Annotated in this window: 14 protein-coding genes and 1 pseudogene; 6 read left to right on the plus strand and 9 right to left on the minus strand. The window is 69.1% G+C overall.

Going from position 1 to position 13,182, the window contains the following annotated elements:
* Positions 1 to 29 precede the first annotated feature (29 nt).
* The 5 genes and pseudogenes from F0344_RS21055 to F0344_RS21075 all read right to left on the minus strand — a co-directional run bounded on the left by F0344_RS21055 (position 30) and on the right by F0344_RS21075 (position 6,380).
* Positions 30 to 1,010 (minus strand): RCC1 domain-containing protein, encoded by a 981-nt coding sequence (locus tag F0344_RS21055; protein WP_185300282.1) that lies wholly within the window; start codon positions 1,008 to 1,010, stop codon positions 30 to 32.
* Positions 1,011 to 1,101: 91 nt separating this feature from the next.
* Complete coding sequence (gene cs1 / locus F0344_RS21060; protein WP_185300283.1) at positions 1,102 to 2,082, minus strand: clavaminate synthase Cs1; 981 nt, start codon at positions 2,080 to 2,082, stop codon at positions 1,102 to 1,104.
* A complete protein-coding gene (gene speB / locus F0344_RS21065; protein ID WP_185300284.1) occupies positions 2,079 to 3,038 on the minus strand; it encodes an agmatinase in 960 nt (319 codons plus the stop codon). Before speB ends, cs1 begins: the two co-directional genes overlap by 4 nt.
* 109 nt (positions 3,039 to 3,147) lie before the next feature.
* Positions 3,148 to 4,659 (minus strand): annotated as a pseudogene (locus tag F0344_RS21070) (asparagine synthase-related protein); the annotation flags it as partial.
* Between the two features lie 2 nt (positions 4,660 to 4,661).
* The gene (locus F0344_RS21075) at positions 4,662 to 6,380 is read right to left on the minus strand and encodes a thiamine pyrophosphate-binding protein (RefSeq protein ID WP_185300286.1); all 1,719 of its coding nucleotides are present in this window, start codon (positions 6,378 to 6,380) and stop codon (positions 4,662 to 4,664) included.
* 193 nt (positions 6,381 to 6,573) lie between these two features.
* Here F0344_RS21075 and F0344_RS21080 point away from each other — a divergent pair, with 193 nt between their 5' ends.
* A complete protein-coding gene (locus F0344_RS21080; RefSeq protein WP_185300287.1) occupies positions 6,574 to 7,974 on the plus strand; it encodes a LysR family transcriptional regulator in 1,401 nt (466 codons plus the stop codon).
* A 26-nt stretch (positions 7,975 to 8,000) separates the two neighbouring features.
* On the opposite strand, the gene F0344_RS21085 is transcribed toward F0344_RS21080, so the two are convergent.
* From F0344_RS21085 to F0344_RS21100, 4 genes are all read right to left on the minus strand, one after another.
* On the minus strand, positions 8,001 to 8,564 hold the full coding sequence (locus F0344_RS21085) for a Uma2 family endonuclease (RefSeq protein ID WP_185300288.1): 564 nt from the start codon (positions 8,562 to 8,564) through the stop codon (positions 8,001 to 8,003).
* 388 nt (positions 8,565 to 8,952) lie between these two features.
* Entirely contained in the window at positions 8,953 to 9,141 is a 189-nt protein-coding gene (locus tag F0344_RS21090; RefSeq protein ID WP_185300289.1) for a hypothetical protein, read from the minus strand.
* Between the two features lie 67 nt (positions 9,142 to 9,208).
* A complete protein-coding gene (locus F0344_RS21095) occupies positions 9,209 to 9,637 on the minus strand; it encodes an ATP-binding protein (RefSeq protein WP_185300290.1) in 429 nt (142 codons plus the stop codon).
* A complete protein-coding gene (locus tag F0344_RS21100; protein WP_185303040.1) occupies positions 9,637 to 9,954 on the minus strand; it encodes a hypothetical protein in 318 nt (105 codons plus the stop codon). The genes F0344_RS21095 and F0344_RS21100 overlap by 1 nt, the downstream gene beginning before the upstream one ends.
* A 272-nt stretch (positions 9,955 to 10,226) precedes the next feature.
* Here F0344_RS21100 and F0344_RS21105 point away from each other — a divergent pair, with 272 nt between their 5' ends.
* The 5 genes from F0344_RS21105 to F0344_RS21125 all read left to right on the plus strand — a co-directional run bounded on the left by F0344_RS21105 (position 10,227) and on the right by F0344_RS21125 (position 13,114).
* Entirely contained in the window at positions 10,227 to 11,033 is an 807-nt protein-coding gene (locus F0344_RS21105; protein WP_258050031.1) for a helix-turn-helix domain-containing protein, read from the plus strand.
* Positions 11,034 to 11,063: 30 nt separating this feature from the next.
* Positions 11,064 to 11,273 (plus strand): DUF397 domain-containing protein, encoded by a 210-nt coding sequence (locus F0344_RS21110; protein WP_185300292.1) that lies wholly within the window; start codon positions 11,064 to 11,066, stop codon positions 11,271 to 11,273.
* Positions 11,274 to 11,490: 217 nt separating this feature from the next.
* Positions 11,491 to 11,757 (plus strand): hypothetical protein, encoded by a 267-nt coding sequence (locus F0344_RS21115; protein WP_185300293.1) that lies wholly within the window; start codon positions 11,491 to 11,493, stop codon positions 11,755 to 11,757.
* On the plus strand, positions 11,738 to 12,256 hold the full coding sequence (locus F0344_RS21120; protein WP_374940107.1) for a DUF6879 family protein: 519 nt from the start codon (positions 11,738 to 11,740) through the stop codon (positions 12,254 to 12,256). Before F0344_RS21115 ends, F0344_RS21120 begins: the two co-directional genes overlap by 20 nt.
* Before the next feature lie 9 nt (positions 12,257 to 12,265).
* Positions 12,266 to 13,114, plus strand: coding sequence for a helix-turn-helix domain-containing protein (locus tag F0344_RS21125; RefSeq protein ID WP_185300294.1), 849 nt, complete (start codon positions 12,266 to 12,268; stop codon positions 13,112 to 13,114).
* The last annotated feature ends 68 nt before the right edge of the window (positions 13,115 to 13,182 follow it).

Genomic DNA, 13,182 nt, shown 5'->3' on the forward strand with positions numbered 1-13,182 from the left:
TCGCCCGGCCGTCGAGAGCGCCGCGCGGGCTACTTGAGGGCCAGGCTGTGATTCGCTCCCGCCGAGATCGCGGTGACGCCCGAGGTGGCCGCGGCAGGTACGTACGGGCTGCTGGGAAAGCTGCCGCCCCAGGCGATGACCTTGCCGTTCTTCAGCGCCAGGCTGTGGAACTGGGCGGTGGCGATGGCGCTCACACCCGACTGGGCCTCGGCAGGCACGGTGGAACGGCCGTTGCGGTTGTCCCCCCAGGCAAGGACCTTGCCACCCTTCAGCGCCACGCTCTGCCCGAACCCGGCCGCGACGTCGCTCACTCCGGTGGTGGCGTCCGTCGGGACGTTCTTCTCGCCGAAGTAGTTGTCACCGCCCCAGGCGATCGTCCTGCCGTTCCTGACCACCAGATTGTGCGAGTGGCCTGCGGAGATCGCGGTCACCCCGGACCGGGCCTCCAGCGGCACGTCGAGGATGCCGTCCAGATTGGTCCCGCCCCAGGTGATGACCTTGCCGTTCTTGAGTGCCAGGCTCCGGTCACCGTTGGCGTCGATGGCCGTCACCCCGGACTGGGCCTCGACCGGCACGTTCAACTGGCCCTTGGCGTTGCTCCCCCAGGCGATCACCTTGCCGCCCTTGAGCGCGAGACTGTGGTCGTGTCCGCCCGCGACGGCGGTGACTCCGGACTGGGCCTCGACGGGGACGTAGATCTTGTTCGTCGTGCAGTCGGTGACCTGCCAGCAGATCCAGGTGCCCCACATCAGGACCTTGCCGTTCTTGACGGCGAGGCTGTGGTAGTCGCCCCCGCCGATGGCGGAGACCCCCGACTGCGCCTCGGCCGGGACGGTGGCCTCGCCCCAGTTGTTCTCCCCGGACGCCCAGGCCACGACGGTGCCGGTGCCGGCCGCGCCGCCTGCCGTCGCCTGGGCCGGGGCGGCGCCCAGGGTGATCAGCAGGCCCGCCCCGGCGGTGGCCGCCAGTCGCAGTGAGAGTCCTGTGCGCGGGTGCCAAGCGATCGGCATATCAAGGTCCTTGTCGGTAGAGGGTGCGAGGACGTGGCGAAGGCCGGCCCCCCGGAAAAGGGGGGCCGGCCCACTCCCGTGGGGGAACCGGTCAGCGGCGCGGGCTGAACGAGATCACATCGCCTGCCCGCTCTCCACCGGAGAGCTGGCCGTTGCGGTCCGTACGGATGTAGACGCGGTGCAGCCACCGGTCCTTGCCGTCCCACCGCGGCGAGAACGGCGTACGAGCGTGCGTCGTACGGAAGTTGTCGATGATGAGTACGTCACCGGGGACCAGGCTGACTTCCTCGGTCACCTCGTCGAGAGCCGCGGACAGCGCCGCCACGGCTTCCTTGTCCGCGGGGTCCTCGGGGGCGAGGAGCTCACGGTCGTACCCCAGCAGCGGGTCCTTCTCGTCCCCGTACAGCGGCTTCACCTGGGCGATCGCACCCGGGTCCTCCACCCCGCCACGGAAGGCCACGTCCACGCAGCACGGCATCTTCCGGTCGAAGAGACGCGCGCGCACCTCCTCCGAGAGCAGCGGCAGTGCCTTGCGGACCGAACCGACGAGCGTCTTCGCCCTGTGCTCGTGGTCGGCGCGGGAGCAGGCGAGCATCACGTAGTTCGGCTGGAGGACGTGGTACGCCATCTCCGTGTGGAACTCCAGCAGGGTCTCGGAGGTCTCCGACGACAGGTGGTGGGCACCCGGCGACGGGTACACGTCGTGGTAGACGGTGCCCGAGCGGAGCTCCTGGTAGCCCGTGTGGAGTCCGAGCCTGCGCCCGACGAGCGCGAGCATCGCCTCCATGGTCAGCAGACCCCGGTCCACCGGGGCTGGGGTGCTGGTCGGGGTGGCGGGCAGGGCGTCGCCCTGGTCCACCGGGAGCCCGCGCAGCAGGAGGTAACCGTCGTTGTTGCCGTCGGCGTTGAAGGCGTCGAGCGCTGCCCCGATGTGCGGGGGCAGCTCCTCCGAGTGCTTCTTGGCGGTGTCCAGGAAGGCGTACAGATCGGCGCGTGGGACCTTCGGCAGCCGCGCGGCGAGCGCGCGGAGCTGATCGCCGTCCTGTGTGCAGTCGATGATCGGATCGGTCATGGTGCGTTGTCTCCTTCGCTTCTGGGGCGATGGGCGCGGGCGTACTGGTAGAGCAGCTCCGCGCCGATCTCGGTGGCCAGGACGGAGGTGATCCCCCCGTGGTCGTAGAGCGGGGAGACCTCCATGACGTCGAAGCCGACCGGTTTGAGGTCCCCGATGCAGCGCAGCAGCGCGAGGACTTCGCGCGAGGTCAGTCCTCCCGGGGCAGGCGTGCCGGTACCCGGGGCGAAGGCCGGGTCGAGTACGTCGATGTCCACCGACACGTACACGGGGCGCTTGCCGACCCGCTCGCGGATGAGGTCCGCGGTCCGGGCCACCGGGTTGTCGGCGAACTCGTCGGCGGTGACGATCCGGACGCCGTGCCCGCGCGCGTAGTCGAGCGAGTCCGGCTTCGGGTTGTGGCCGCGGATGCCGATCTGGACCATCGCCGACGGATCGACGATCTTCTCGTCGATGGCGTGGCGGAACGGGGTCCCGTGATGGAACTCGCCGCCGTAGAAAGCCGGGTTGGTGTCGGAGTGCGCGTCCAGGTGCACCACCGCCACCGGACCGTGCTGGTCGGCGACCGCCCGCAGGGCGGCCAGGGTCAGCGAGTGGTCGCCACCGAGCATCAGGAACGTCGCGTTGTCCGCGAGGACCGCCTTGAGGTGCTGCTCGGCCGTCTCCATGGCGATGTGCATGTTGAACGGCGTCAGGTCGATGTCCCCGGCGTCCGCGCAGCGGATGAGGTCGAAGGTCCCCGGACCCCGGTCGATACCGACGCCGTGGATGAGCCCCGACTCGTTGCGGATGGCACGCGGGCCGAAGCGGGCGCCGGGACGGTAGCTGGTGCCGCCGTCGTACGGGGCGCCGATGACGACCACGTCGTATCCGCTCGGCTCGGTGTCGTGCGGGAGCCGCATGAAGGTGGGGATCTGTGCGTAACGGGGCGAGACGTGCGAATCGATGCGCTGCACTGGTTCACTCCCCTTCCGGGGCCGGCTGGTCGGCGGGGACGGGCGCGGCGTGCAGATGCGGCGAGCCCTCGGGCCGTCGCGCGGACGGCACGGTACGGCGCTCCGTGAACTGGTCCGCCACCTCACCGACCACGTCCCACGTGGAGACGTGGTCCGGATGCTCGCCGTTGACGACGGTGCGGTCGAACAGCTCCTGCACGACCTGGCGCTTGGCGCTCGGTACGGACTCCTCCGGTACGCCGTGCTCCGAGAGGACCAGGCTGAACGCGGACGTGGTGCCGGAGCCCTCGTGGACACCGAGCTTGGGCCGGGTGACGGTCTCGTGCGGCAGCAGCTCGGTCATGGCGGCCCGCAGCACCCATTTGTCGCGCCCGTACCGTCGCTTGAGCCCGGCCTCCAGCGAGACCAGGTGGTCGAGCACCTCGCGGTCCCAGTACGGGTGGGTGGTCCAGTGCCCGTACATCGTCGACAGCACCGGCGACATCTCGTTGAGCCCGTCGAAGGTGGCCATGTCGTACGCCACCGCCGAGTCCAGGTCCGGCAGCCGGTCCTCACGGTGCATTCCGGCGAGCGGGATGTCGGCGCCGTACCCGGTGAGGATGCGGCGCTGTGGTCCCTTGAGCGTCCCGTAGAGGGCGTTCAGGGGCAGCAGGTACTCGATGATGTCCGGGTCGAGCGACTCCGCGGACCAGATGGTGTGCGGTAGCCGGCTCAGCAGATCCGAGGTCTGCAGGGTCAGTTCGCGGTGGTGCGAACCGAGGTGGTCCGCCACGACGCGGGCCTGCGGGAACTCGTCCGAGGTCTCGGTCCCCATCGATACGGTGTCCAGGGCGCCGGCGGCCCGGTGCGCGAGCGCCGCGACCCCCGAGGAGTCGATGCCGCCGGAGAGCACCACGAGCGGAGGCCCGTCCGGGCCCAGCCGGGAGCGGACAGCGGTGTCCAGGACCTGGCGCAGCGACTCGACCGCCTCGTCCTCGTCGACGATGCGGCGGGACAGCGCCGGAGCCCAGGTGCGGTGGGCGTCGGTGGTGCCGGTCTTGAGGTCGATGGCCAGCACGGTGCCGGCCGGTACCTGGTAGACCCCGGCGAGCCGTCGTACGCGGCGGGCGGATGGGACCGGCAGGCCCATCGGTCCGCCGTGCCGGGCCAGCGTCTTGGCCTCGGTGGAGGCGAAGACCTCACCGCGGCCGGGCCGGATGTACAGCGGGACGGAGCCGGCGTGGTCGGTCGCCAGGTAGACGCTCTGCCCGGTGGCGACGACGGCGGCGAACCGGCCGTTGACGAGACGGAACGCGTGCATTCCGTACCGGTGGAACAGCTGGAGCAGCAGGTGGGCGTCGCCGGCGTCGGCGTCCGCGGACGGGAGAACGGACCGGAGGTCGTCCCCGTTGTAGATCTCTCCGACGGCCAGTACGGCGACGTCCGCGTCGCGGGCGAGCGCGGGTTCGGGGGAGATGGCGGGGGCATGGACCAGCGACGCGGTGACGGTCTGCGTCCGCAGACGTTCCCGGAAGCCGGTGGTCGTGCCCTGGGTGGCATGGGCCGCACCGAGGACCCGGTCTCCGTCCAGTTGGGCGGAGACCAGGAATCCGTAGGCGGCAGGAGACTCCTGCGCTGACATGATCAGATGCTCAGTGCCCCGAAGCCACCGGTCGTGAAGTCATAGTTGACCGGTACTTCGATGAGGAAGGGGCGGCCCAGCTCGGCTCCCTTGCGCAGCGCGGCGAGCAGCTCCTCGCGCGAGGTCGCGCGGGTCGCGTCGACACCGTTCGCCTCCGCGAGGGCGACGAAGTCGACGCTGCCGAACTTGACCGCCGGGTCGTGGCTGCGGCGGTGGCCGAGGTTCTGGTAGAGCTCGATGAGACCGTTGGTGTCGTTGTTCACGACGACGGTGACGATCGGCAGGTTGAGACGGGCGATCGTCTCCAGGTCGGCGCTGTTGGAGTGGAAGCCGCCGTCGCCCGCGATGAGGAAGGTGGGCTCGTCGGGGCGGGCCATCTGGGCGCCGATGGCCGCCGGGATGCCGTAGCCGAAGCTGGAGCAGCCGGCCGAGGTGAGGAAGCCGAACGGCTGGTCCGCGCGGGCGAACAGCACCCCGTAGTGACGGAAGAAGCCGATGTCGGAGACGATCGTGCCGCGGGCCGGGCCCGCGGCCTCGGCCATGACCTCGTTCATGGAGTCCATGACCTGGTGGACGCGCATGCCGTCCTCGTACTCCGTGGGGTCGGCGAGGAACTCCGCGATCCGCGCGCGCAGCGGGGCGATGTCGTGCCGGTCCTTCGCGGCGAGGTCGGCGGTGGCCGCTTCGACGTGCTCGACGAAGGCCAGCACGTCGGTGACGACGTCGATGGTGGGGCGGTACACCCGGGGGATCGGGTTCGGGGTGGGAGAGATGCGGACGGTCTTCTTCTCCTGGCCGCGCGCCCACATCGAGGGCCGCAGGTCCTCGGCGTAGTCGTAGCCGACGGTGAGGACGACGTCCACCGGGGCGAACAGGGTCTCCAGGGCCGGGAAGCCGAGGATGCCGTCCATGTAGCCGGTGACGGCGCCGTAGTTCAGCTCGTGCTCGTGGGGCAGGACGCCCTTGGCGATGTACGTCGTGATGACCGGGATGTTCAGGCGCTCGGCCAGGGCCCGGATCGCGTCGACCGCACCGGAGCGGATCGCCGCGGCACCGACGGCCAGGACCGGGTGCTTGGCACCGCGCAGCAGCTCGACGGCCTCGTCGGCGGCGCTCTTCCAGTCGGCGTCGACCGTGCCGGTGGGCTTGGCCGGGGTGCGGGCGGGCGGGTTGTTGCCGAGGGTGATGCCCTCACTGGAGCCCAGCAGGTCGACGGGGAGGGAGATGAACGACGGGCCGACCGGCTCGGTCATGGCGGCCGACACCGCGGAGTCCACCAGGTCGGTGATCTCGTGCGGGCGCTCCAGCTCCACCGCGTACTTCGTCATCGGTTTGGCGATGGCGACCAGGTCCAGGCACTGGTGGGTGTCGTTGGGGAAGATGTCGTGCGACTCGGACTGGGCGGCCAGTGCGATGACCGGCGAACGGTCGAGCATCGAGGTCGCGATGCCGGTGGACAGGTTCGTCATTCCGGGGCCGAGCGTCGCCCAGCACGCCTGCGGGCGGCCGCTGATCCGGGCGAGCACATCGGCGGCGACACCGGCGGTGAACTCGTGCCGGGTGAGCACGAACTCGATCCCCTCGACCTCGTCGAAGAGGATCGAGGCGGCCTCGCGGCCGACGACTCCGAAGACCTTCTCCACACCGTGCTCGTGCAGCCGGGTCAGCAGTGCGTGGGCAGCTGTCGGTTCGTTCTTGGGGCCGGTCGATACGCGGGACATGGGTCTCCTGGTCGGTCAGCGATGGGCAAGACCTGAGAACCGTGACGGTCGCCGCTCTTCGCCCGCTCTCTCCCGGATATTCGAGGAGGGGCCGGAGAGAGAGCGGAGACGGACGGGAGTGACGCGCCCCGAACTCTGATGCGGAAGCCGGCCCCCCAGTGCCGGTCGGTCTCCGTCGAAAAGGGATGTCCACGTGCCTTTTGAGCGAGTTTTGGCGTCTGTTCCCGTTCCGCCGGCGCAGTTTCCCTTCTCCCGTGCGGACCTGCGGCTTCTGGACGCGGTGGCGGGATGCGGAGACCTCGCGGAGGTGGCACGGCGGCTGGGGCTGCGCCAGGGGTCGGTCGAGCGCAGGCTGGACCGGCTGGACAAGGACGTGGACCTGGCACTGACCCGGCGCGGCTGTCATTCGGCGCAGCTGACCCCGGCCGGTTCGCGGCTGCTGGTGGCCGGGCGCCGTTTCTTCCGGCAGGTGGACCTCGCCGCGCGTACGGAGATATTCGGCAGCGGCCCCGAGGCCCTGGACGCGCCGGACGTCCTGTCGATCGCCTCCGCCGAACCGTTGCTGGAGGACGTGGTCGAGGACGCGTCGGCCACGCTGGGGGTGCTGCTGTCCATCAGCCACGACACCCCGCACGGAGCGCTGCGGCAGCTGGCCGACTTCTCGGTGGACGCCGTGCACACCTGGGGACTCGACACCCCGCACGCCTCGGTCGAGCGGGCGGTCCGGGCGTACGACGTGCTCGACGACGCCCTGTGGGTCACGCTGCCGTCCGGCCATCCGCTGGCCGACCGCGAGTCGCTCGCGCTGGCCGATCTGCTGGACGAGAACTGGGTGAGCGAGGCGGGGCCCGGCTCGGAGGTGCTGGTCGAGCGGGTCTTCCACGCCGCGGGTCTGCCCAGGCCGGCGCGGCTCCAGGTGGCCGGGGCCTCGGTCGTGCGGGGCATGCTGCACCGGGGGGATGTCGTCGGCCTCGGTTCGCCCACGGGCCCGGCCCTGCACACCCCGAACCTGGTACGCCGGTCCGTCGTCGAACGCCCCCGCCGCACCTGCTCGCTGATCGTCGACCCGGCCGTGGTGCCGGGGGCGCTGGCCGAGCAACTGGCCACGCTGCTCACGGCCCGCTATCTGGAACGGTTCGCCGAGCACCATCAGGACATGCTCCGCGACCCCTGGTGGGCCCAGTGGTACGGGGAGCAGCTGGACCGCCAGGACGCGGGAACCGCGCACCACTCGACGGAGCCTTCACCGGCCTCCCCGCCCACGGATTCCGGCCGGCTCGATGTCGAGGACCTTCATCTGCTGCGCGCGGTCGCCCAGCACGGCAGCATCAACCGGGCCGCGGCGGTCCTCTCCATCAGCCAGTCCGCGCTGACCCGCCGGATCCACCGGCTGGAGTTCCGGCTGGGCGCGCGGCTGCTGTTGCGCAGTTCCCGGGGAACATCACTGACCAGCTCCACCCGCAAGTTCCTGCGCCAACTGGATTCCTTCGAGCGGGAGTTCCACGGCGCGGGCACTGCGGCCCGCCGTCACCCGGGCCGTGTGGGCCACCCGGGCCGGCCGGCGCCGCAGAGCCGGTGGACGAAGGCGGGGTGAGGCATGGGCTGCCCGCTGGAAGGCATCTACTGCCGGGAGAGTCCAGCCGGATCGATCGAGATGGGGAACGGGGCGTCCAGGTGGGTGGTCGCGCCCGCGAGTGCCGTGGTCCGCTCTACGTAGCGACCGCACCGCAGTTCGTAGATGACGAGCATGGGGGCGGGGTCGAACTCCAGACGCCAGAAGTGCGGGATGGCGGCCTCTGCGTACAGCATGGGCTTGACCTTGCGGTCCATGGTGCTGTTGCCGGGGGAGACGAGTTCGACGACAAGCTGGACCGCGTCGATGTCGATGGTGACGGGGTCGTCGGCGGTCGCTCCGGCGTCGGCCACGACCAGGTCGGGCACGACCAGCCCGGACGGCAGGACGACGTTGACGCCTTCCAGGATCTCCACCGGCGCGCCGACGGCTCGGGCGGCCGCGTCCAGGGCGACGTGGAGGCGGAACGAGGCCCGCTGGTGGCGGACGCCGGGGGCGGGGGACATTACGAGGGACTCCCCCAGCAGCTCGTAGCGGGTGGTGCGGTCTTCGGGCAGAGCCAGGACATCGGCGACGGTCCAGGGACCGGTGTGGTCGGTGGCAACGCTCATTCCCCTTCACCTCCTCATCCGACCGGCGGTCTCGGTGTGACCTCGACAGGCGGTACACGACCAGCATACGGGCGCTCCCACCTGCTGACACGGGTTCGCCGCCATGAGCGACTTATCGAACACGCGTGCCGCTCAGTCGCTCGCCCCAGGGGTGTCGGCATGGCTCGCCCATGTCCGGTCCGGGCATGGGCACGCGAGCCCGGCATGATCAATACATCCAGGGGAGGGGCCCTCCGCCCACCAGTGGCCCGCGTCGAGCGCCAGGAGCGCGAGGACCAGGCGGTTACGCCACCCCATCGATCGCCCCTCCCTCAGCAGGCAACGGCGTAGCCCGCAGGAACCCGGTGCGAATCTCCCTGTACCCGGTGTGCCCGGTTCCCTGCGTGTGCTACGTCGTGCACTCCGCCTCGAAGATCAGCGGGGTACCGGATGTGTCCTCGCTCAACGCCCAGTCCCTCCGCGTCGAACTCACCCACAGTTGTGTGAAGACGGGCACCCGCAACGGACGCTCTGCCTCGAAGGTGAGGACGACGACGGCGCCGCCGGTGGCGAAGCGGTCCAGGTGTGCCCGCTTCACTTCAAGCCACCGTCCACGGAGACCGACTCGGTCTCCCGTCCGCACCAGGACAGCACACCTCTGCGTCTCAGCCATGGCGCACCCCGTCGTCCGTAGTGGCGCCGAGCCGCAGTTGCGCCCACACGACCTTCCCCGGGCCGATCCGGTCGCCGAACCCCCAGGTGTCGGCCACGGCAGCCACAAGGAGCAGCCCTCTTTGGCCGCACGCTTCCAGGTCCGGCTCGGACACCTTGGGCAGTGCCTCCGAGGCGTCGTGCACCTCGATGCGCAGATTGCCGTTCACCACGAGGAAGCGGGTTTCGATCTCCCGCCCAGGCGAGACCTTGGCGTGCTGTCCGGCATTGGTCATCAGCTCCGAGAGAACGAGCAACGCATCGTCCGACAGCAGGGCCAGACCCCAACGGTCCAAGGCCGTACGCAATTCGCTACGCGCCTGCCCCACGCAACGCGGGTGCCGACTCCAGCGCCGGATCACGGCGCCGTCTCCACTGCTCATCAGCGCACCACCATGTCGTGGATCAGGCGCGGCCCGGTGTCGATGCCATGCACCGCCAGCCAGGGCGACCGCCGCCGCTCCTGCCTCAGCCGGCTCTCGGCCCGCTGCCACCGCTCGTACGCCGCCTGCGAGTACGGGCCGTCCACGGGGCGGGGAACGATCGTGACTGGCAGCGCGGAACGGCATACCAGCAGGCGGCGGTTGCGAGCTGCGACGGGTGGAGAAGCCGGGACCGTGTCCGCCTTCCGGCCGAGTCCGGCAGGTGGGGCTAAGCGACGCACCATCGGGTCGAAGAGACGGGAGATAAGCTTCAGCATGTCGACGCTCCTTCAAAGCGTTGTCCACGCCCCCGGACCGCCCAAGCGGTCGCGGGGGTCTCTGCTTCATGCGGCAGTCACCAGATGTGCCGAACGCCGACACGCTGAGTGATGCTGGGACAAGATTGCTCTGCTCGTGCTCGATATGCAAGTGACTCTTTGGAACTTGTTCCAAGATCTTTTATGGTCGCTACAGTTGCTCAAGTGGAATCGATTGAGGGGTAGTTATGGCTGGATCACGCCCGACAGTCCGTCGTCGCCGCCTTGCTACGTTGCTGATTGAGCTACGGGAACAGGCAGGCAAGACCCCGGAAGCGGCGGCCGAGCGCATTGGCTGCCATCGAACGAAGATCAACCGCATCGAGAATGCGCGACTCGGCATCTCTCTGGGCGAGCTGCGCGACCTGCTGACGTTCTACGGGGTGGAGGACGCGTCCCAAGTTGACGAGGCCGTCTCTCTGGCTCAGCGAAGTCGGGAGCCGGGCTGGGTGCAGCGCGCTGGGCTGGCGCGACCGTCGTATGCCGACTTCATCGACTACGAGCAGACGGCTGACTACATCAGGTCGTATCAGAGCAGCCTCATCGCTGGACTGCTACAAACGCCGGACTATGCGAGGGCGGTTCTCTCCGCGGCGCCCTCCACCCTCGGGCATGACGAGGTGGAGGCACTGGTCACGGCACGGATAAGGCGGCAAGAGGTACTGCAGCGCTCCGAGCCGCCCCGCCTGTGCGTGATCGCGGGAGAAGCATCTATCCGGCTTCAGGTCGGTGGAACTCAGGTGATGCGTAAGCAACTTGACCACCTGGCGACGATGGCGGAGCAAGCAGGCGTCGAGGTCCAGATCATCCCTGATCGGGCCGGCGCGCATGCTGGGCTGGCCGGTTCGTTCGTGCTCTTCGGGTTCCCCAACCCGTCTTTCTCGGACGTCGTTTGCGTGGAGCACCGGACCGGGACGCTCTACATGGAGACGCCAGAGGAGACCGAGGAATATACGCTCATCTTCGACTCGCTGCGGTCCATCGCCTTGAGTCCCGGAGACAGCCTCGATGTGATCGCCAAAGTGCGACAGGAGCTGTAGCAGCATGGAACTTAGAAAGGGTAGTAAGGGATGATCACACCCAATCTTGAGGTCGCAGCGTGGCGCAAGAGCAGTTACAGCGGCCAGGGAGGCGACTGCATCGAAGTCGCAGACGGGCTTCCGGGCGTCATGCCCGTGCGAGACAGCAAGGTCCCTCATGGCCCCGCGCTATCCTTCAGTGCCCACTCGTGGTCGGCGTTCGTCGGTGCGGTGAAGTCGGGTCCCTTGCTCGGCAAGTGAGCCACCTACGGCCCCAACAGCAGCCCCGGCCCGAACCGGCCGGGGCTGTCAGGTGTCGCTACGCCCCTCAGTGTGCCTCGCACCCCGGTTGACCAGCTCTGTTCCTTGTTCTTCTGCGTGTTTAGTCCCCTCTTGCGAGGGTGCGGCCTTGACGCTGATCACGTGCAGGGTGAGGCTCGTGCCCATCCGTGCAACCGACTCGGTAGAGGATTGCCCAATGGCCCTGCAGTTTCTGGGAATTTGGCCCAACACCCCCGATGACGGATCGCCCACGATCTGGCTGGACGACGCGACCGGAGACCTGATCATCCAGTCGTGGACGGCGGACGAGGAAACCGTCCGGGCGGCACAGGAAGTGGGCTCGGTTCCGGGCCACTCCACGGACGTTCCGGACCACGAGACGATGATCCGGCTGCCCGCGAGCATGCTCCAGTTCATCCCCCGCCCGGACAGTGAGGACAACGGTGGCAACAGCGGTACGTGAAGCCCTCGTAAAGGCGCAGCGCTCAGCGATGCACTTGGAGATGCGGGACAGCTATATGCGGGACGACCCCGAGTTCATCCGCTGGCAGGAAGGACACCGGTACGACCCGGCCGATCGCACATCGTGGTGGCGCTCGTGGCTGGACGTGGTGGCCGAGACGACCGGCCGGGGTGTGGTCATGCGGCGGCTGCGAGTCGTCTCCGAGCCGCTGAGCGACTACGTCCGGTACGAGTACGACGGCACCTTCACCAACGTCGCGGCGGGTGAGGACGTTCGTTGGCTGCCCCGTTCGCGGGCGCGTGACCTGCTGCTCCCCGCGCTGGACGGGTGGGTCATGGACAGGGAAACCGTGATCCTTCATCACTTCAGCGGAGAGGGGCAGTGGACCGGCCCTCGCATGGAGGTGCACCACGATCCGGCGTTGGCCGCGCAGTACGCGACGGCCTATGAGGCAGCGTGGGAGCGCGCGATCCCTCACACGGAGTACCGGCCGGACTGATCACGCACCATGGCTCTTTCTGCATCTTCCAGTGCCCAGCAGGCCCGGCGGGCTCTCGCGGATCGTCTCGCGGAACTCTGCCGGGATGCCGGCCTGTCCGGGCTCGACCTGGCTGAGCGCTGCGCGTGGAGCCGGTCCAAGTCGTCCCGGATCATGAACGCCAGAACACCCCCGTCCGCTGACGACATCCGGGCATGGTGCAAGGCGTGCGGGGCCGAGGAGCAGACCGAAGACCTGATTGCCATGCTGCGGTCGGCCGAGGGCATGTGGGTTGGCTGGCGGCGCATGGAGCGGGCCGGGCTCAAGCAGGCGCAGGAGGCCCGCCTACCTCTGTACCAGCGGACCCGCCGTTTCCGGTCCTACTCGTCGTGGCTCGTGCCCGGGATGATCCAGACGCAGCCGTACACAACCGCAGCCCTTCAAGCGATCCAGCGACGGCGCGGCCTGGTGGACGACGTGGCCGATGCCGTCGCCGCCCGCATGGAGCGTCAGCGGGTGCTGTACGAGGGGGACCGGCGGTTCGCGTTCCTCGTTGAGGAGTCGGTGTTGCGCGCCGGAATTGGTGGCGCTGAGGTCATGTCCGGGCAGCTTGGCCACCTGATCTCGATGGCCTCACTTCCCCATGTCAGTCTGGGAGTTGTGCCTATGGCGCCGGATCGGGAGCGCTGGCCGGCAGAGGGATTCTGGATCTATGACGCGGCGCAGGTCAACGTCGAGTTGGTCTCTGGCTACCTCACGATCACGCAACCCGGCGAGGTAGCGATGTACGCCGAGACGTTTGCGGAACTGGCAGCGCTGGCCGTCTACGGAACCCGCGCTCGTGCGCTGATCGCATCGGCCGTGGATGTCCTCGGGTAACTCGCGTGCAACCTCATGCAACCGCCTGTGTGTTCAGGCTCCACTCTCCCTAGCGTGGTCGTCATCGG

It is taken from the genome of Streptomyces finlayi (genome assembly GCF_014216315.1).
Classification (GTDB): Bacteria; Actinomycetota; Actinomycetes; order Streptomycetales; family Streptomycetaceae; genus Streptomyces; species Streptomyces finlayi_A.